Source organism: Acaryochloris marina S15, assembly GCF_018336915.1.
In the GTDB taxonomy this organism is placed as follows: domain Bacteria; phylum Cyanobacteriota; class Cyanobacteriia; order Thermosynechococcales; family Thermosynechococcaceae; genus Acaryochloris; species Acaryochloris marina_A.
The window spans coordinates 5,317,982-5,335,708 of record NZ_CP064923.1 but is presented as its reverse complement, the minus strand read 5'-3'; the positions used below and the strand labels follow the sequence as shown (position 1 = coordinate 5,335,708).

The 17,727-nt window shown below is 41.9% G+C and carries 16 protein-coding genes; 2 read left to right on the top strand and 14 right to left on the bottom strand.

Going from position 1 to position 17,727, the window contains the following annotated elements; genetic code table 11:
* Positions 1 to 115 precede the first annotated feature (115 nt).
* Complete coding sequence (locus I1H34_RS24310; RefSeq protein WP_212663450.1) at positions 116 to 394, top strand: hypothetical protein; 279 nt, start codon at positions 116 to 118, stop codon at positions 392 to 394.
* 307 nt (positions 395 to 701) lie between these two features.
* Here I1H34_RS24310 and I1H34_RS24305 read toward each other — a convergent pair whose 3' ends face one another.
* Positions 702 to 1,145 carry a hypothetical protein gene (locus tag I1H34_RS24305; RefSeq protein WP_212663449.1) on the bottom strand — a complete coding sequence of 148 codons (444 nt, stop codon included), beginning with the start codon at positions 1,143 to 1,145 and terminating at the stop codon, positions 702 to 704.
* Positions 1,146 to 1,345: 200 nt separating this feature from the next.
* Here I1H34_RS24305 and I1H34_RS24300 point away from each other — a divergent pair, with 200 nt between their 5' ends.
* Positions 1,346 to 3,415 carry a dynamin family protein gene (locus I1H34_RS24300; protein WP_212663448.1) on the top strand — a complete coding sequence of 690 codons (2,070 nt, stop codon included), beginning with the start codon at positions 1,346 to 1,348 and terminating at the stop codon, positions 3,413 to 3,415.
* On the opposite strand, the gene I1H34_RS24295 is transcribed toward I1H34_RS24300, so the two are convergent.
* The 13 genes from I1H34_RS24295 to I1H34_RS24235 form a co-directional block, all read right to left on the bottom strand.
* Positions 3,412 to 4,062: a Crp/Fnr family transcriptional regulator gene (locus I1H34_RS24295; RefSeq protein ID WP_212663447.1), complete on the bottom strand. Its 651-nt coding sequence runs from the start codon at positions 4,060 to 4,062 to the stop codon at positions 3,412 to 3,414. The two genes, I1H34_RS24300 and I1H34_RS24295, sit on opposite strands and share 4 nt — an antisense overlap.
* A 530-nt stretch (positions 4,063 to 4,592) precedes the next feature.
* Positions 4,593 to 6,008, bottom strand: a complete 1,416-nt coding sequence (locus I1H34_RS24290) for an FG-GAP-like repeat-containing protein (RefSeq protein WP_212663446.1) — start codon at positions 6,006 to 6,008, stop codon at positions 4,593 to 4,595.
* A gap of 370 nt (positions 6,009 to 6,378) precedes the next feature.
* A complete protein-coding gene (locus tag I1H34_RS24285) occupies positions 6,379 to 7,869 on the bottom strand; it encodes an oligosaccharide flippase family protein (protein WP_212663445.1) in 1,491 nt (496 codons plus the stop codon).
* Between the two features lie 73 nt (positions 7,870 to 7,942).
* A complete protein-coding gene (locus I1H34_RS24280; protein ID WP_249369578.1) occupies positions 7,943 to 8,869 on the bottom strand; it encodes a sulfotransferase family protein in 927 nt (308 codons plus the stop codon).
* Between the two features lie 265 nt (positions 8,870 to 9,134).
* On the bottom strand, positions 9,135 to 9,662 hold the full coding sequence (locus tag I1H34_RS24275; protein WP_212663443.1) for an acyltransferase: 528 nt from the start codon (positions 9,660 to 9,662) through the stop codon (positions 9,135 to 9,137).
* A gap of 60 nt (positions 9,663 to 9,722) precedes the next feature.
* Entirely contained in the window at positions 9,723 to 9,962 is a 240-nt protein-coding gene (locus tag I1H34_RS24270; RefSeq protein WP_212663442.1) for an acyl carrier protein, read from the bottom strand.
* A 12-nt stretch (positions 9,963 to 9,974) separates the two neighbouring features.
* Positions 9,975 to 11,828 carry an HAD-IIIC family phosphatase gene (locus I1H34_RS24265; protein ID WP_212663441.1) on the bottom strand — a complete coding sequence of 618 codons (1,854 nt, stop codon included), beginning with the start codon at positions 11,826 to 11,828 and terminating at the stop codon, positions 9,975 to 9,977.
* 94 nt (positions 11,829 to 11,922) lie between these two features.
* Positions 11,923 to 12,903, bottom strand: coding sequence for an NAD-dependent epimerase/dehydratase family protein (locus tag I1H34_RS24260; protein WP_249369576.1), 981 nt, complete (start codon positions 12,901 to 12,903; stop codon positions 11,923 to 11,925).
* Between the two features lie 111 nt (positions 12,904 to 13,014).
* Positions 13,015 to 13,746 carry a class I SAM-dependent methyltransferase gene (locus tag I1H34_RS24255; RefSeq protein ID WP_212663439.1) on the bottom strand — a complete coding sequence of 244 codons (732 nt, stop codon included), beginning with the start codon at positions 13,744 to 13,746 and terminating at the stop codon, positions 13,015 to 13,017.
* 138 nt (positions 13,747 to 13,884) lie between these two features.
* Positions 13,885 to 14,730 carry a hypothetical protein gene (locus tag I1H34_RS24250; RefSeq protein WP_212663438.1) on the bottom strand — a complete coding sequence of 282 codons (846 nt, stop codon included), beginning with the start codon at positions 14,728 to 14,730 and terminating at the stop codon, positions 13,885 to 13,887.
* A 41-nt stretch (positions 14,731 to 14,771) separates the two neighbouring features.
* On the bottom strand, positions 14,772 to 15,311 hold the full coding sequence (locus I1H34_RS24245) for a metal-dependent hydrolase (RefSeq protein WP_212663437.1): 540 nt from the start codon (positions 15,309 to 15,311) through the stop codon (positions 14,772 to 14,774).
* Between the two features lie 2 nt (positions 15,312 to 15,313).
* On the bottom strand, positions 15,314 to 17,023 hold the full coding sequence (locus tag I1H34_RS24240) for a glycerol-3-phosphate dehydrogenase/oxidase (protein ID WP_212663436.1): 1,710 nt from the start codon (positions 17,021 to 17,023) through the stop codon (positions 15,314 to 15,316).
* Between the two features lie 43 nt (positions 17,024 to 17,066).
* Positions 17,067 to 17,690 (bottom strand): glycosyltransferase family 4 protein, encoded by a 624-nt coding sequence (locus I1H34_RS24235; protein ID WP_212663435.1) that lies wholly within the window; start codon positions 17,688 to 17,690, stop codon positions 17,067 to 17,069.
* Positions 17,691 to 17,727 lie beyond the last annotated feature (37 nt).

The window sequence follows — 17,727 nt, the reverse complement described above, 5'->3', positions numbered from 1 at the left end:
CTATGCGAATGTATGGAGGCATCACCAAAACGTCGCCCAGGTCATTCTGAGTTAATCCTCTTCTTTATGAGATCATGAGGTTAGGACTATTGATATTTGTCTAGAAGCTTTAACCATGAGTCAGTTAAATATTGTTGATAAAGACTTTTATGCGATTTATGAGCAGGACAATGGTAAACCTCTTGTTCGACATATAAAAGCTGAAGATCCTGATAATGCTTGGGACATTGCTGAGACTTTGGGTAAGAATCTCATGGATGTTGTAGATATCCCTCCCACAGGTGATGTCGAGTTTGCCGAAGAAGAAATCGTCCCTAAAACGTGGCAAATGGATCGGCAGGAATTAGACGTTGATTGGAATGATCGGATCGCTGACAAGATTGATGGGGCATAACGTTCGATTCAGACTGTACTGCCAATCCACCTCTGAGTCCCATTCATAAGTGAGTAAAAAAAAGGCCCCCGTTCACGCTGAGGTGAGGGGAGCGGTAACTACTCATGCTTGGATTATAGGAGGAATTGAGGAGTGATATTATGCCTGTCCGGGACTAATCAGAATTTTGTATCAGCGATTTAAACCTCGTCTAGCATGAAACTCGTAGTTTTTCCTCCTCTGATTTAAGCCGAGTTGTAACCCATAAACGGTCCGATACCGCGATGGGTTGCGATATTCAGGTGAAGCAACAAAGCATTACAGTAAATTATTCGTCCTTCACAAAAGAGATCCAATCCTTGGTGCCTTTTCTGGGCTTAACCACAGCATCTTCCCGATCGAGGCAAGATGGCTTTAGGCTCGTGAAATCTCCTTTGTGTCTCAGATGTTCGGCAAAGGCAACGACCGATTGATCCTTTACAAACACCAACAGATTAATTCCATCATTTTCTTTAATCGACGACTGGCTTTCGAAATCCCAGTTAAACCCCAAGATTTTCGCGCCTTCTGTGTTGGCTGTGTATGGATCTAGTACACAAATCTTCTGCCACTCATCCGAGCCAAGGGTCCCTAAATCGAAGGGTTGATCGGATTGGGTTTGTAGATGGTCAGCAATAGCTGCAGTCACATTGACCTTGGGATATTTAGAGCCACCGCACCCTGTACAGGTCATCAGCAAGCAAAAACCAACAAAAAACAGAGACTGCTTCATTTGCAATATATGGATGGGTTCAACTAGCGCTAGTCTAGCCCTGTGCTCCGATTCTGCTAGTGCTCTCGCTCACTGCGGTCCGGCACCCCTCCTCAACTGGGAATACTGAGAGTCAGTAGTGCCATCAGCCATTGGCTATCGCTATGATGGAACGGTCAGCGCCTGCTATTTCAGACTTCAGTCCTTTCAACCTCCAATTCATGAGTAATCCTGTCAACCTCTCCCAACCTGCGGGATATTTAGATGATTTTGACCAAGTTCGTCGTGTTCGAGAGCAGGTTGCCGATCATTTAGAACAAATTTCTCAGAGTTTGATCCAATCTGAACTGGAAGGAGCCAAGGCTTCGGGACCGTTAGGTTTTGATCGCCAGGTCACCCTGGTCAAAACAGCCAGTGACCATCTGCGGCAAGGCGTCTTTCGACTAGTGGTGTTGGGCGATCTCAAACGGGGAAAAAGCACCCTGATTAATGCCATTTTGGGAGAGCGACTGCTGCCTAGCGATGTCAATCCCTGTACCGCCATTCTGAGCGTGCTCAAATATGGTCCTCAGAAGCAAATCACCATCCACTTTCGCGATGACACCCCGCCCCAGCAGATTGATGTTGCCACCTTCAAATGGAAATACACCATTGACCCGTCAGAATCCAAAGCGCTCCAGGAAAAAGATGAGCAAGCCTTTCCCAATGTCAGCCATGCGGTGATCGAATATCCCCTGCCTCTCTTAGCTAAAGGGATTGAACTCGTCGATACCCCTGGATTAAACGATACAGAAGCCCGCAACGAGCTAGTACTCAACTATCTCAACGACTGTCATGCGGTGTTATTTGTCCTCAATACAACCCAGCCCTGCACCCTAGATGAGCGGCGTTACTTACGCAACTTTCTCCAGAACCGAGGGCTAACCATTTTCTTCCTCCTCAATGCTTGGGATAAGGTGCAAACTAGTCTGCTTGATCCGGACGATAAGGATGCTGTAGCCGAAGCAGAATCGAAGCTTCGACAAGTCTTTCAAACCTACCTTGCCCCCTACTGTTCAGTCAATGGCGAAGATCGCTATCAGCAGCGAGTCTTTGAAATTTCAGCATTGCCTGCGTTAAGGTCTCAACTCCATGACCCTAAAGCCCCTCTAGACGATACGGGCATTCCTGCTTTTCTCGATTCCCTCACCCAGTTCTTAACCCGAGAGCGAACCAATGCCGAGTTAAATCATGCGGTGCACCAGGCCCGTTCTGTGGCGGCCCATGTCCATGAAGCGGTCGAACGGCGCATTCCTCTGTTAGATGAAGATATTGACCATCTCAAGGCAAAAGTCGCCTCCGTCCAGACCGAGTTTGACCAGCTTGCAGCCGTCTCCACAGACTTTCAAGCCGAAATTCGCAAAATCCGTGATCGCGAAGCTCAAGCCATCGCCGATTCGTTTCAGGGCTATATGCTGCAGCTAGAAAAAACCTTTGAAACGGACTTTGTGGCTTCCCAGCCCGATCTAGAGTTTTTAGACTTTCTCAACAAGCAGAACCGGGCCAAGTTCCATGAATCTTTTAAGCAAGCCTTTGAGCGCTATCTCACGGATCAATTGGCCAACTGGGAAATTCAGGCCACTCAGCAATTAGAAACCGCCTTTGCTCAGGTACAGGTTGTGGTCGATCAATATCGGGCAACCTATACCCAAGTCGTGGACGTGATCAATGCCAAACTGCTGGGGCAGTCCTATGTGGCATCTGGTCATTCCTACAATGCCACTGAAACCTGGACCGATACTGTCTTTGAAGTCTTAGATGCCATTCCCAACTCCCTCAATGGGGTAGTCGGTCGCTTAAGTCCTTTTTGGCGACGGGTGATGCAGGCGGTGTTCACCTCTCTCTGTGTCACCCTGGTGGTGCAAATGGTCGGCCTTGTGTTTTCAGCCATGGCCTTGAACGTATTTTTAGTGATTGTTGCTGGGGCTGGCTTAGTTGCCGGGCAAGCTGAATATGTTCGTCAGACGTTTCTGACCACTACCCGCCAAGAATTCGCCAAATGTCTGCCCCAAATTGCCCAAGAGCAACAGCAGGCAGTGTATGACGCGGTTGAGTCTTGTTTTAACACCTATGAAACTGAGATCATTCAGCGCTTGAACGATGATATTCTGGCTCGCCAAACGGAACTCACCCATTTGGTCACCCAAAAAGAGACTCAAGATATTCAGCTAGAGCAAGAGACCGAGCGCCTGCAGCACCTGGATCAAGGCATTGCTGAACAAGTCAATCAGCTCACAGCCTTAATCAATTAGGCGTTACGTTTCCCTTTGGCTCGATGTCGGGCCATGCTAGTGACTCGATCAGGGTGACCTGAGTTGAACTGCAGCAGCATTTGTTGCTTGGGTAAACGCATCAGCTTACCTTCCCGCTCAAACTCGTTGAGCAAGCGGGTAGCCGTGACTCGGGTAATCCCGGTGATTTCAGCCATAAGCTGATGGGTCAATCCCAGATCTAAAATACGTCCCTGATCCACATGACGGCCAAACCGATCACCTAGCCAATCCAAAAAGCGCAATAACCTTTGTGGTGCACGCTTGTAGCTGATGATGCTGAAGAGTTCCTCCATGTAGCGGAGGTGCGATCGCATCACCACACCCAAATCTTGTCCTGCCAAAGGTAAGGGCTTCACCTCTACAGGGCTTAAGCACTCTATCTGGAAAGGAGTGATTTCAGATAATAGGCGACCCACAGAGTCACCAGCGCCCCATAGCCCCAGAGTAACTAAGTCACCCTCTTCATTCCAAGTTAAGGTGCGCACTAAGCCTTTCTCAATATGCCAGAGATAATCAGACTGCTGTGGAACGGCTTGGCCCGGCCTTAGACATAGACTTCGAGAATCATAGAGGGAAGTAACCGTATTAGAAATAGATTGCGGAGTGATGGGAGTTGATACTGCCATTAGCTGCGTACCTGCGAAAAACTGAATGAAACTTTGCGTTAGACTCACCCAACAATATTGCCTGTGCTAGTCAGCAATTTGGACAATGGGGTGAGGCCAGAAGTTATATAAGATACGTGATACTCATCACTAAAGATGAAATCTAAAATTAGTATCAAGCATCACTATGAGTACGATATTAGTAGGCTTCTGTGAAAACTCCGTGAAGTTTAGATTAGAATTTATCCACTATCGAACTTCATCCTAGAAAAGCTAAAAACAGCGAGCCATATTTATCTTCTTCAGCAAAAATACAGTCAGATAGACACCATAAATATTCAAAAGTTCCTCAATACATTTTTGGGGACCTTTGTCTTGACTAATCTGCAGCTATTTCTAATGCTCTTCAGCTATTAACAGGAGTATAAGACGCCCCCCTATCCGCTAAACATTCGATTGATAAGATTCTGAAAGATAAAAATAAGTCTTATTTTGCACTTCGGCACCTTAAAAATAGTTGATTCTTGATAGGTATAAATTCTGATTCTTTGTCAAGGACTATAGTAATTCCAGGTCATCTTACTGCGTTGATAATGTTTTTGATCCCATAATCTAGGTTGATTTGGATTAGCATTAGGAGCAGGATTTTGAAAAATCTTCAGTTCTTTCTGGTTTAAGACGATTAATTCTTCTCGCCAATCCCCCGTCACATCTGCTACATAGAGGCGATCGGCAGTTGTTTTAAATTTATAGAGAAATGCGCCACTGACCGGATCAAAAATGCCCACATCTCCTGATTCGTGACGCTCTTTGGCCGCAGCTAATTGCTTGGGTTCACCGGTCCAGTGAATGGGAATAATGACTTCGACCCCTTTAATCGTCCAATCATTCGGGGCGACATTAGACATTCTGTAGGAGTTTATGAATTTCCCTTGGGCGTCAAAGATAAAAGGCTTTTGGTCTTCGTTATACCGACTTCTACACCAAATTTCTAGACCCGGCCGTTCGAGGTCAAAATCTCCAAAAACAGCATTTTGAGGTTCTTGATTTTTATAATCGATTTGCCAGATCAACTGCTCTGTATTGTAGAGAAAAACGCGATTATCGCCTCCCTCTTCCAGAGCAATCACCTCTAATCCTTCGATATTGGGGTCAACATCAGAGATAAAAACAGAATCAATGTGGGGGAACCTTTGCAAGGTGAGGGGAAGCTGAAACAGGATCTTGCCTTGACCATTGAGGATATTGGCTCCGATCACTTCATCCTTACCATCGCCGTTGAGATCCATCACACGAACACCATTATGGGCGGCGCTATGAAAATCATTTTGTACCCATAGGGGTGGCGTTTTAGGATCTTTCAGCAAGCTGTCGATGGAATAAGCTGCAAGATGACGCCCTAATCGATACTCCGTTTCCGTCGTAGATTGCAACAAAATATCGCGGTCGCCTTTCCCCCGAAAATCAGCAACGACAATATGTTCCCAACGGTTTGATTTTGCCGGAGAGGGTAATGCCAGCGTATGTTCAGATTTGCCATCTTCTCCCTGGACAACATGTAATCTATTGTCTCTTGTAATAAATAGGACTTCTGGTTTGTCATCCCCATCAATATCAGCGACTTGAACACCTGGAGCATGTAATCCCGGTAGCCCTTGCCGTTCTGATTTATCTGAGAGCTGTATATCAGCTGTTTTGGTCCAAAGTTTTTCGCCAGAATGGCGATAAGCAGCGATGTGATTGGTTTGGGTAATGATGAAGTCTTTCTTGCTATCTTGGGTAATATCGATCGCAACTAACCCACCAGACCCGTCATATTCTTGCGGTAAATCTACAGTGAATTGGGTCGGCTCAATGGATGCATAAGGAATATTTTTACTTTCTGGATTTTCACTTCCCAGATTTTCAGATTTACAACCTGTGAAAAGTAAGATAGAGAAAACGCATAATAGTTTTAAATGTTTCATTTATACTCCAACGAACCTTGCCTTTTGATGCGCCACTAAAAAATAATTTTCTACCTCAAAATCGTGATGGAACTCTAGACGTCAGAAGACTTTAGAGAGGTCGAACTAGACTTCATGATATGGCGAAAACTTGAGACCTCTTGCAATATTCGCTTTATGTTGTGCTATTGACTCAATTTATACGGTGAACTAACCAGGAAGTATTTAATCAATGATTCAAAAGATATTTTGAGACTTGCTCATGAGCGAAAGCATATAATAAAACTACCCGATAAGGGATAGAAGTCATTCCTTGTCACAACTTATCTTAGTTGCTGGCTTCTTGAATTAGTACTGTTGAAATAGTATTCTTTCTTTCGCAAATTTCATCTTATAGAAAGTTTTTAAGCTTTATTTTATACTGATTGATAAGTAGTTTGTCATCTTCATTGAGTGCTGTAAAAAAAAGAATCAGGCTGTATGTAATAATCATGACAAGTGCAGATATTGCAATTAGCAGTAAATAAAATATGTCATGCAAAAAATACTGAATTAAGACGCCAGACAAAGCAGCCACTACACCACAAATAATGAGTTTGAAATCACGAAATGAATATGGATAAACTCCTAGAACGTACTTGACTTGAATCACGCGCACTAAATTAATTCCAGCCATGCTAGAAGCAGTAGCAATAGATGCTCCTAGTGGTCCCCATAAGGGAATGAGCAAAAAATTAAGTGTTATATTTGTAGTGGCTAGAGCAATATCACCATATAGCTTTAAATATTGGTTTCCTGACATGGCTAACATATGCATGCATAAGCCACCGCCCCCTGATCTTGTTAATTGTCCTGTTGCCAAGATAATTAGAATCATCCATGCAGATTGAAAATCAGAGCCATAAATTTTGAGTATATGTTGGCTAGAAATAGTTAGTATGATAAACAGCGGTAAAGTTAGGATAAAATTCCAACGAGTAGAAGTTGTATATAGTTGATTAGCCTCTGACAGTTTCTCTTGATTAAATAAGCTTGCAATTGTAGGCACAAAAATTGTGATGAGAGAACGATCAAAAAGGATCATCAAAAAAGCAGTTTGTGAAGCAGCTCGATAGATCCCGACTTCTGATGCGCTGCTATAGTAGCCTAGCATCAAGATATCAGTCCAAATTAAAAGTAACCAAACAAATGTTCCAAAAGATAATGGTAAAGAGAAACTAAGGATTTCTTTTAGATTGAAAACTGGCTTTACTTTGCTTGAAAAAATATCTGGAAATAGATTGCAAATAAAATAAAAAATAAGTATTAAACCAACTATTAATGCTATTAACCAAGCTAAGGATGCTCCCAATAGCTTGAATCCAATTAGCCCTAAACCAATCGCGAAGAATAGATTGGTGAATGGCACAATTAAGTCAAATACTAAGACTCTATATAAAGTAGTTTGAAACCCTGTTGTTGCAAACGAGCCTGTGGTCATGCTAGCGCCGACAGGTATAGCGAGAGAAAATATCTGTAGAACAACAGCTAAGTCTGGTTTTTGAAAAATATCGGTGGCAATAAAACTAGACCAATAAAATAGTATGCCTCCAAGAACACATCCGAATATGAATGGGAGACCTAGTATGGTCAGTAGAACCCCTTTTAAGTTGGGGCGGCTTTCTGCAGTCGTGTTGATGGCAACATAACGTACAGCTCCAAACTCTAAGCCTAACCGAGCAAATAAGTCACAAAATTGATAGAAAACGAGACCCAGGGTGTATAAACCAAACACTTCAGCTCCAAAAATCCAGGCTAGAGTAACTTGGGTGAGGTATTTTAAGCCAGTACTTCCTAGTTGCCCAATAAATGAAATACCAGCGCCCTTAATGAACTTACTCATTCTTGTTATTCAGTATATATTTTTAAATCTCAATGTTTCAAAAACACAACAGTAATATATGACGGGCATAACACTATTGAGTAATAACAAGACGAGTATAAATAGCTAACCTACGCAAACCATCAATATGACCTTTCCTATTCTTGATCATAGATAAAATCTTTTTGGGAGGATGCTCAAAATACTTAATTAACCACTCTTCTATAGAAGAGATTGTAGGATGACTCATTACTGTTTCATAACCATATGCCTCTAAATAAGGACCAGCGACTGACTCAAATATTCTTATATCTCTAGGAGACATACTACTCTTCCATTTATTGGAATTGCTAGATATGATAGGTTTCGCTAGGTTTTTGAGATTATCTTTGTCAGTTGGATATGGATTATTATTGTTATAGAAACTGAGCATTTCTTCAGAAAAATCTTCCTCAAGAAAATCACATATCTCTCTAGATTTAGCATTGGTATTAGACAACAAATCTTCGTAGCGTATCTCATAAAAAGAGCTACTATTTATCTTGGATTTTAAGCTTTCAATAACCTGTAAATATTTCACCCATACTTTTGCTAAATGATAATAATGTTTGGGGCCAAAACGAGCATTTTTTAAAGACAAGGATGAGTCGCGGCCATCACGCACGATGTGAATAACCTTGCAATTAGGAAAATCATTTAAGATCTCACGCCAAAAAAAGGCATGCGCTGGTGTTTTTTCTCCCCATCTTTTTTTCCCCTGGCTGATAGACCATGACCGGATTAATCCATCTACGATACCAGCAAAATTATTCTGTGAGACTGCTGCTAAAACACATTCTCGACCAGGTCTAGGACTCCAATCTCTCATGCATTCAATACTTAAAATATCATCGACTAAGCGTTCTCTATTTTTAGAGAGATTTAAATCGCCGTAATACTTCAGCCAGGGATAAAAAGTGTCGTATAAATGAGATTCAAATGGAACTGAAATTCTAGGGTGAGAATTAATGATTCGACTCAATAAAGAAGTTCCTGATCGTGCCGATCCGAAGATGAAAATAGGATTAGTATTTCTTATGCTAGATGAGTACATACTAATAACTTAGAGGATAAAGAAACTTGATATAAATTCTTCATATTTCGTGAATCTAATAATAGATTTTTTGGGTAAATTACCTAGCCTATTGCAACTGATATTGGAACTAATAGAATGAGTCTAGATCGCAGAAAAGAGTGATGATAGAAATGAATTTGATATTGCCGAACCGCAATTTCTCTGTAGCGCACTACCTACGTTTAAAAATAACTTTAGCTGGTTGCCCACTTGCGATCGCACCGGAAGGAATATTTGACGAGATAACTGAATTAGGGGTGATAATACAATTATCTCCGACTGTGACTCCATCGAGAACGCATACACCCGCACCTAGCCAAACATTGCTACCAATCCTAATTCCTTTAGATATAATTCCTTGTTGTTCTAAGGGAACATCAATTTTACTATAGTTATAATTATTGCCTACTATTGTTACATTTGGACCCACTAAGCAGTAATCACCAATTTCAAGTCCACCCGTATGGGAACTGATAAAGCATCCCGTTGAAATAGAAACATGTGAACCAATTTTTAGTGGCCCTTCAGATGCCTTAATCTTAGTAAATGAACTGATAACAGATTGGCGACCAATTGTGAAAAATGAACTGAGTTCAACCTCAGCTTTAGGACTGATTTTAGCCCCAAACTTTATTAGATAATATAGGGTAATTGCAGGTGATGGAACTAAAAACCTACGGACAATTTTACCAGCATCCATTACAGCATAGTCCTTGAAAATCACATATTAGGTCAAATCTGAGGATTGAATAAGCGCTATCTAGCTTTTGCTTTCAATTAGCTCAATTGCACGGCTAATATCAACCATTGAAGAGATCTCTTCCATTGAGAAATTAATACTGAACTCTTCTTCTAAAGCTGTAATGAGCCGTAGATTATTCATAGAATCCCAGCTATCACAGTTGTCAGGGCCAAGATCATCTGAAATTGTTTGCAGATCGATGTCTAGAACGTCAGAAAAAACCAGTTTAACTCTTTCTTGGACACCACTTTTAGCCATAACTTATTTATCCTAATCAATAATGTTAATCCAGGGACAAGAGACTTCTAATGCATCATCGGAGTGCACCTCATAATATTTTTCTCCCTGAGTACCTTTTGATACTAGAACAAATCCTTGCGATTCTAAAAAGTCTCTAGTCGGAATGTTCTTTTTTGTGGGAATGTAAGACCCTATGAGCTTTAGCGACCGGTCACCTAAAAGATATTCTCGCTTGATGTAGTTGAGCAATGCTGTCTCAATGCCGCGTCCCATCGCCCGACAACTCAGTATAAAGCTGTCAATCAGGAGTTGATGCTCTTGGTTTTTGAGTAAGCATAATCCTACAGTGCCCAAATCGCCAAATTTATCTTGAACAGAGGTAATTATAATCGAATCATGCTCATTCTTATGAAATTCCTCAATGTTGGACATCGAGTAACGAATAGTGGTTAGGTTGAATTGATTCGTTTTAGAAAAGAGTTGGTGAACCCTTGGTAAATCTTGATCGGCAGCTAAGCAGATTTTAACTTTCGTCTCTAAGCTATGTAGATAAGAGTTGAGATCTCCGATTCGTTCTTTCTCTTCTTTACGCTGTTCATTTTGCGAATACTGCTGTACTTTGTTGAGATCATCGCTTAGGATATTAAACTTTTCAAATACAAGAATTTTGTCGAGGACATCAGCGTAAAGAGCTGGGTCTTTCGGTAATTGGACAGTTGTTACTTCAGGAAGTGCTTGAGAAACAAGACTACACTCTACAGGATTATCGTCAATAAAGACGATGCTGTCAGTTCCAATATTTAACTTCTGAGCGATGTTCTTGATATTGATATATTTGGGTTCCCAGTTGATTTCGATTGCTGAAAAGTCTTGAATGTTTAGTGGCATTTCGACTTTTTTGTCAAAGACTTCTAAAGCATCTGCTTGATTGTTTTTACTGCATATACCAAGAATTATGCCTCGGTTTTTCAAAGCAGAAATTTTATATTGAAAAGCAAGATAGGCTTCGCTAATAGGATCGCCATTGCCAATCTTTACGCCTTCTATTCCCTCCTCACCAACCACTCCACCCCATAATGTGTTGTCAAGATCTAAAACTAAACATTTTTTAGTTCGACCCAAATAACTGGTGAGATATCGAATGATCTCTTGAGCAATTGTGGGTAAAAATTTTTCATGCCAAAGAACTTTGGCCATAAAAAACATTTTGGAGTTTACAGCATCTTCTTTTCCATATCTGGAAGCTAACTTATCTATATCAATAACATAGACTCTAGGATTTTCTCTAAATTCTTTTTTTAAGGCTAGATTTAGCTCAATATAGAATTCATGTTCGCTATAACTTTGCTGGCTATCCGCGATTCCAAGAGATGGAAAAGTGGGTTGTAAGAAGTCACTGACAAAAACTGTAGCACTCGTTTTGTCTATAGTGAGATTGACCCAGTTAAAGATATGCTCCAGAATAATGTTTTTTTGATCTAGTTTTTGCTGATTAGTAAGGCTTGTAAAACTGTACAGGATAGAAGGGCATAGCTCATGTAGAGATAAGAGTAAGAAAGCGATATCAGGGCTGAAGCTTAAAGCTGATGAATTGGGATTTAGTATTTCCTGATAGTGCTGATTGTACTCTCCTATATAGCTCCTAACTTCAATATTATGAAAAGCGCTCTGTACTTCAATAAAAGAAGGCAGAGGAACAATCGTGTAATTCGAAAAGTAGGCGATTTTTAAACAAGATTCAGAATGTTTTTTGTTCAGTACTCTACTAATAAAAAAGTAATCTGAGCTTGACAAGTCTGTGGAGTGAATATTCCTCAATATTATAGAAATATCAGTTTGAGTCTGAGCTTCTCTTAGTTGAGACTTTATATCAGCATCTAGCATCACTAAAAAATATATTGTTTTACGTTTATTGAACTGATTCCTGAGGATTATATTTGAGTAATATTGGCTATAATCTTTTTCTATTGATATGAATTTAGCTAACTGTTGTCCACCCTTCTTGTAAATACCATTGTGCTAGTTCAGCAACACACTGCTCATTGGAATGTCGCGGCACAAAACCTAGTTTCGATTTAAGCTTGTTAACATTGAATGCACGATCTTTGGTGTAAAAGGCAAGTCTTCTACGGTAAATGGGAGGCTCAATATTTAGAGGCTTACAAATAAACTCAAGCATGTCTCCCAATAGGAATAAGGGCGCAGCTGGGAGTGGTAGAAGAGTGGCTTTTTTCTGATAACACGCGGAGATCAAATTGACCATTTCTTTGAAAGAAATCGATTCTTGATTTCCACAAATGAAGACTTCATCCACTGCATTCGGATGTTGAGAGGCCAGCAGAAAACAGTTGGTCAAATCATCGACGTGAATTAAATGCAGAAGATTACTCCCATTACCAATGGCTGGTACCAAGCCAGAACAAACCATCTTGTATATTTTTAACAGCCGTTTTTCACCAGGCCCAATAATGCCTGCCGGTCTGATGATGGTTACGGGTAGTCCAGTTTCAGCACCAAATTGCTTGATCCATATTTCGCCTTCTAATTTGGTGGATTGGTATAAATCTCCAGGAGAAGTTCTATAGTTCTCATCAGCAGGAGGATTTTCGATATGTCCATGGACACCTATCGTCGATATATGGACAAAGCGCTTGAAGTCGGGTTGGTTTAAGGCTGCCTTCGCTAGTAGCTGTGTACTTTTAACATGAACATTGTAATAAACATCATCAGACGACTTTGCTTCCCGAAACGGGGTGACCATATGAAATATATAGTTCACTCCTTCCATCGCCTGTTGAATAAGCCGTGGATCAAAAACATCTCCCTTAATCCATTGAATGGGTGCATCTTGCCAACGGCTTAGATCAGATGATTGGCGGGCTATCGCCACAACCTCTACATTCTGGGTCAGCAGTTTTTGGACTAAGGTGCTGCCTGTATAGCCAGTTGCACCAGTCACTAAAACACGTTGACCAGGGCTGATTGTGTTCTCGTGAGCCATTATTGAAGACATACGGTATTTAATGGATGTTGATGGTTAGATGAATGATGGATTCGAGTAATGAATAGATTAGTGAACTTTCTGGAATTTTGTAATTACTGGAGAGCCCCATACGTATGTTAAACCGAGCTTCTTCACTGGATTCTCCAGGAGTTCTGAGACTTTGGGTTGCTTCATCATTCGATGGAGAACCATTGGCCAAAAAAATTGTGGATGACGATTGTCCTTCTCTAACCCAATGCTGCTGCAAAAGTCTAATAGCTCTTTCTCTTGGTAACAGATGAATTTTCGCGTATTGCCCTCTACGCCTTTTTTGAATTTGAATAATAACGGTGATAAGTAGTTAATGCTGCGAGTGGTGGGGTAATCGACGATCACGGCTGTTTTGGCAACACGCCCTAGCTCAGATAAGAACGCTTGCCACTGGTTCACATGTGCTAGAAACCGATAACTAATCACAATATCAAAGGCGTTGTCTGGGTAAGGCAAGCTTAAAACATCGCCCATCTTGAACTCACACTGTCCAGCGTCAATATAAGTTTTGATACGGTTTTGGCAAGACAGGCTACTACCCAAAACGGTGAGTGAAAACTCTTTATTGATTAGGGCTTTGGTTAGCTGCCCATGTCCTCCACCCACATCTAAAATGCTGGCGTTGGGATATTGAGTCAGCATAGACAGGGTGGCTTGCTCTTGAACGTGGAGCAGCCACTCCCCTGTAGGCCCTTGAAAACGAGAAGCATAGTCATCGGAAGATGTTTCTATATCTGCTGTTTCTAAAAAGTTGTTCTCCGGCTGCATCTGATTAATGAGTAAAAGAGCGTTATGTTTTCTCGGGCTGATTTTCAATCTAGCGTGTTGTCATTTGAGGTTGAGCTAATGAATCTGGTTCAGCAATTCCAGGGATTGCAGGTCCAACCAGTTTTGGGCTCGAACACACTATTCAACGGCGTTGCGTTTTTTCTTTTGTAGTCTAAATTGAATTTGATTATTAATGAAGCGAAATGGCGTTTCCAGCGATCCATAGGGTTGAAGGCTTGTGTTTGGATCGATCAGTATTTGTTTGAGAGAAGCTGCAGGATGGTTGGCCTGAATGATCCCTTGGGTGTAGAATCCGAAACTCCCAGGACGGTGCACTTCTGTTGCTAAAGGTAAGGGATCTGTCCCTGGTAATACCTTGATGCCCTTTTTTTTAGCTTTATTTAGATAAACTGGATTAATCCAAAAACTGGGTCTATTGCCGTTGTCGCCTATCAATATCTCAGTTTGATCTCTGGCTTGAATCGCTTGATTCACGAGTTTGCCTCGTTTACCAAACCATTTACCAAATCCCCAGGGCAGGACGGCTAACCCTCCTGCCATACTCACATTTAGCAGTGTTTTCTCTAAGGATTGCTGTTCTGGGATGGTTGTACTTGAGAATAGTGATAAGACTTCGATATTTTCGTGGGTAACAATTTGACGGCCTACAATGAGCAGAATTTGCTGATTGGAGGAATGGTGAGCGACTAGTGATTCCTGTTCAGGTGTGATGTTTAAGGTCCAGTCATCAAGGGTGATCGCTTGCTTGTTAGATATGTCTGCCCGTAATTGTGCAAATGAATTCTGGTGCCCTATCTCATTGATGAATAGAACCCCAAGTTGATGCTGTAAGCCGGTCGTTATGTATTGGCCATTATCTTGGAAATTCTGTAATGCTGAATCGAGCACTGTTTGTAAGGAAAAACAGTGATGCAGGTGCACATGGGCGTCGACAAGAATATGGGATGGTTGTGAGTCGTGCATATTCACTAGGTATTATCTGGGTTTAAATATTTTTTTTGAGTCTATGTATTTTGATTCTGTCGTTTATATTTTTGATATCGATTAATGAATACCAACAGGACGACACTGTAAATGGTCTCAAAGGTCATAAAGACGATATGACCTGGATAGAATAATCCTTCGGAATGCCTAACACTGGGAAAAAAAGCAATTGGCGATTTAATAAAAGCATTGGTAAACGGCCAAAGTAACTTCATCCCAGAGCCCCCGGCTGTCCAGAAATCCAGAAAAAGATGGGAGATATAGATTCCAAACGTGAGTAAAAACAATCGTTGGAAGGTTGATTGATGGAGCCATTTGAAAATAAGGGTACAGCCTATACTGATCAGTAAGGCAATACAGAGACTATGGGAAGGACCTCGATGAAAACTGCCTTCTAAGATTAGATGAGGAATAAAGTCTAAATCCGCGATGTTTCCAATCACAATGATGTAGGCAAGATCAATCCAACGATGTCGGTTTAAGTGGATAGAGCGATTGTTTTGGGGCGTGATTTTGTATAGGAAATATGCAGTTGCTGAGTGCGCAATGGGAGAAGGCATAGCTATCTTCCCTGAATAGTTGCTGTTTTTTCCCCCACAGAGGGTGGTTTAGGAGTAGACCAAGACCACCTAGATGTCACTTCTGAGATCTCTTGTTCTACTCTAGACTGATTCCATAACAGTGTATTTGACATAATATCTGCACAAGTTTGTAACTCTGCAGTGGTAGGCTTTTGGGCAGCGCCGATACCCGTGCGTCTAAAAATAACGTCACTGAGGGTTTGCGCCATTTCTTCCTCAATTGCATAGGTGACTTGTGCTTGTAGAAGGTCTAGTCGTGGCGTTGCTCGTTGCCCGTGCTGTACCTGTTTGAGAACTGATGAATAGGCTGTGCCGTAATTGTAGAGAAAATTCTGGACAGACGGATGATCAGGGATACGGCTGAGTTGGTTATGCCCTTGGTCCAAAAAGTCATCTAGGTTGTCGATCGCTCCGCCATGTAAGGGTTGCTGAGCAGACTGAGAGGGAAGGACTGGCCTCTTTAACATCGCTGCTGCAGTATCGACTGCATGGATGGCGACGTTGCGAGCAGTTGTATATTTAACTCCGGTGACGGAGATGAGGCCATTTAAGCCTTCTTCTTGATAATTTTGGATGTGGTAATGCTTGGTTAATTGGACATGAGTGGTTGCTGGGGAGTGGCTGCTGGGGAGTAGACCTTGATGCACCCAATAAACATCCTGAGCCGTTAGATTGGCGAGTGGATAGGCATGGTTGATGTCATCCAAAAAGTGTTGGATTTCATGCTGGGGTATAGATAAATGATCGGGGGTATCAGAGTAGTGTGAATAGGTTGTACCCACTAAAGAGCACCCTTGCCAAGGTGCGATAAAGAGTAATCGGTTCTTGCGCTTTAGAATGGCATCTTCATCTGTGTAGTCAGTCTTGCTATAGATACCGACGGCATAGTCATGATCAAATAGCGATCGGGTTACTAGGTTCATGGCTAATGCAAAGGGCTGATGAGAGGAAGGAGGTTGATCTAGCAATCCCAGGACTTCATTAATCCATGGCCCGCTGGTATTAATGATTGTTTTGGCTTGAATATCAAAGGTGTTTTGAGTTAGAGCATCCGTCACTTGAGCGCCAAGGATGGTATCTCCATCTTGTAAAAAATCAGTGACTTTAAGATAGTTGGCAGCTTGTAACCCGAGCTGAGTCGCAGACTGTAAATAGGCAAGCACTAACCGCTCTGAATTGAACACTTGAGCATCGTGGAAAATAGCTCCCCCAGTGAGGCCATCTGCGGAAATGCCTGGCATGGTCTGTAGGCATTCGGTCGCAGATATTGTTCGACCAGCCGGGATATGTTGTTGAGGATCGGGCAATCCGTGGTTGCGATCGCAACTCACCCAATCATTAATTTTTAGTGCCACCGTCATCGCTTCTATGCCTTTCAATCCATGCCCATAGGTCGGCACCAACACAGGCAGGGGATGCACGAGGTGAGGCGCAATTTTCATTAATGTGCGCCGCTCATAAATAGACTCTCGCATCCGCTTAAAGTCAGCATGCTGTAGATATCGCAGGCCACCATGGATGGTTTTTAGGCTATTAGCTGAGGTCGCCCCACAAAAATCTTGTTTTTCGACTAAAGCAACGGATAAGCCTCTTAGGATTGCTTCATAGGCAACACAAGCCCCATAAATGCCGCCGCCTATGACTAAGACGTCAAATTTAGTGTTGGATAATTCCTCTAGATTTCGTTGCATAAAACCAGTGGCATCCTAACGCTTTGGCTGAAAATAGAGCATATTATTGATCAATTGAGGCAGCATTGTTGAACTCTAACTGTAATGAATCATATAAGCTATTGAGCTGCTGCTTATAAGCAGAAAATGAGTGCCTTTGTTGCACCATTTTCTTGGCGGCGACTGCGAGGGTTTGTCTAATTTGAGGATGGTTGGCTAGGTGGATAATTCCCTGGGCAAACGCTTCTGGGTTAGGCGCACTGAGCACTGCCACCTCATTATCCAGAACCCAATTATGCGTTGGCAAATCAGTGGCGAGGACGGGCTTACCACTATCAAGATAAGAATACAATTTCATTGGCGTATTTCTTCCTTTAATGCGAGGAGAGAGCAGGATGTCTGCTTGGGCGAGATAGTACCCTAGATTCTCTACCGAGCGTTGCCCTAAGAATAAAACTTGGTGGTCAATGCCGATATTTTTCGTTTTTAACTTATATTTTGCAATGTCGCCATCTTTACCGCCGATAATGACGAGCTTTAAAGGGACATTAAGAGCAAGATTCTGAGCTACTTTAAAGCCATCCAGCAGCAAATCAATCCCCTGATAAAGCTCTAAATTACCGACATACATCAGAATGAGCTCATCAGGCTGACAGTGCTCTCTGATATTTTCGTTGATATTATCCATATTGGACGGGTGAGATTTCGTCACTGCAGATGATTCT

Excerpts from the sequence above, each read along its gene's own strand:
- I1H34_RS24305 (WP_212663449.1), bottom strand. The coding sequence starts at position 1,145 with ATGAAGCAGTCTCTGTTTTTTGTTGGTTTTTGCTTGCTGATGACCTGT.
- I1H34_RS24250 (WP_212663438.1), bottom strand. The coding sequence starts at position 14,730 with ATGCACGACTCACAACCATCCCATATTCTTGTCGACGCCCATGTGCAC.
- I1H34_RS24265 (WP_212663441.1), bottom strand. The coding sequence starts at position 11,828 with ATGCTAGATGCTGATATAAAGTCTCAACTAAGAGAAGCTCAGACTCAA.
- I1H34_RS24290 (WP_212663446.1), bottom strand. The coding sequence starts at position 6,008 with ATGAAACATTTAAAACTATTATGCGTTTTCTCTATCTTACTTTTCACA.
- I1H34_RS24275 (WP_212663443.1), bottom strand. The coding sequence starts at position 9,662 with ATGGATGCTGGTAAAATTGTCCGTAGGTTTTTAGTTCCATCACCTGCA.
- I1H34_RS24285 (WP_212663445.1), bottom strand. The coding sequence starts at position 7,869 with ATGAGTAAGTTCATTAAGGGCGCTGGTATTTCATTTATTGGGCAACTA.
- I1H34_RS24240 (WP_212663436.1), bottom strand. The coding sequence starts at position 17,023 with ATGCAACGAAATCTAGAGGAATTATCCAACACTAAATTTGACGTCTTA.
- I1H34_RS24245 (WP_212663437.1), bottom strand. The coding sequence starts at position 15,311 with ATGCCTTCTCCCATTGCGCACTCAGCAACTGCATATTTCCTATACAAA.
- I1H34_RS24235 (WP_212663435.1), bottom strand. The coding sequence starts at position 17,690 with ATGGATAATATCAACGAAAATATCAGAGAGCACTGTCAGCCTGATGAG.
- I1H34_RS24295 (WP_212663447.1), bottom strand. The coding sequence starts at position 4,062 with ATGGCAGTATCAACTCCCATCACTCCGCAATCTATTTCTAATACGGTT.
- I1H34_RS24270 (WP_212663442.1), bottom strand. The coding sequence starts at position 9,962 with ATGGCTAAAAGTGGTGTCCAAGAAAGAGTTAAACTGGTTTTTTCTGAC.
- I1H34_RS24300 (WP_212663448.1), top strand. The coding sequence starts at position 1,346 with ATGAGTAATCCTGTCAACCTCTCCCAACCTGCGGGATATTTAGATGAT.
- I1H34_RS24310 (WP_212663450.1), top strand. The coding sequence starts at position 116 with ATGAGTCAGTTAAATATTGTTGATAAAGACTTTTATGCGATTTATGAG.
- I1H34_RS24255 (WP_212663439.1), bottom strand. The coding sequence starts at position 13,746 with ATGCAGCCGGAGAACAACTTTTTAGAAACAGCAGATATAGAAACATCT.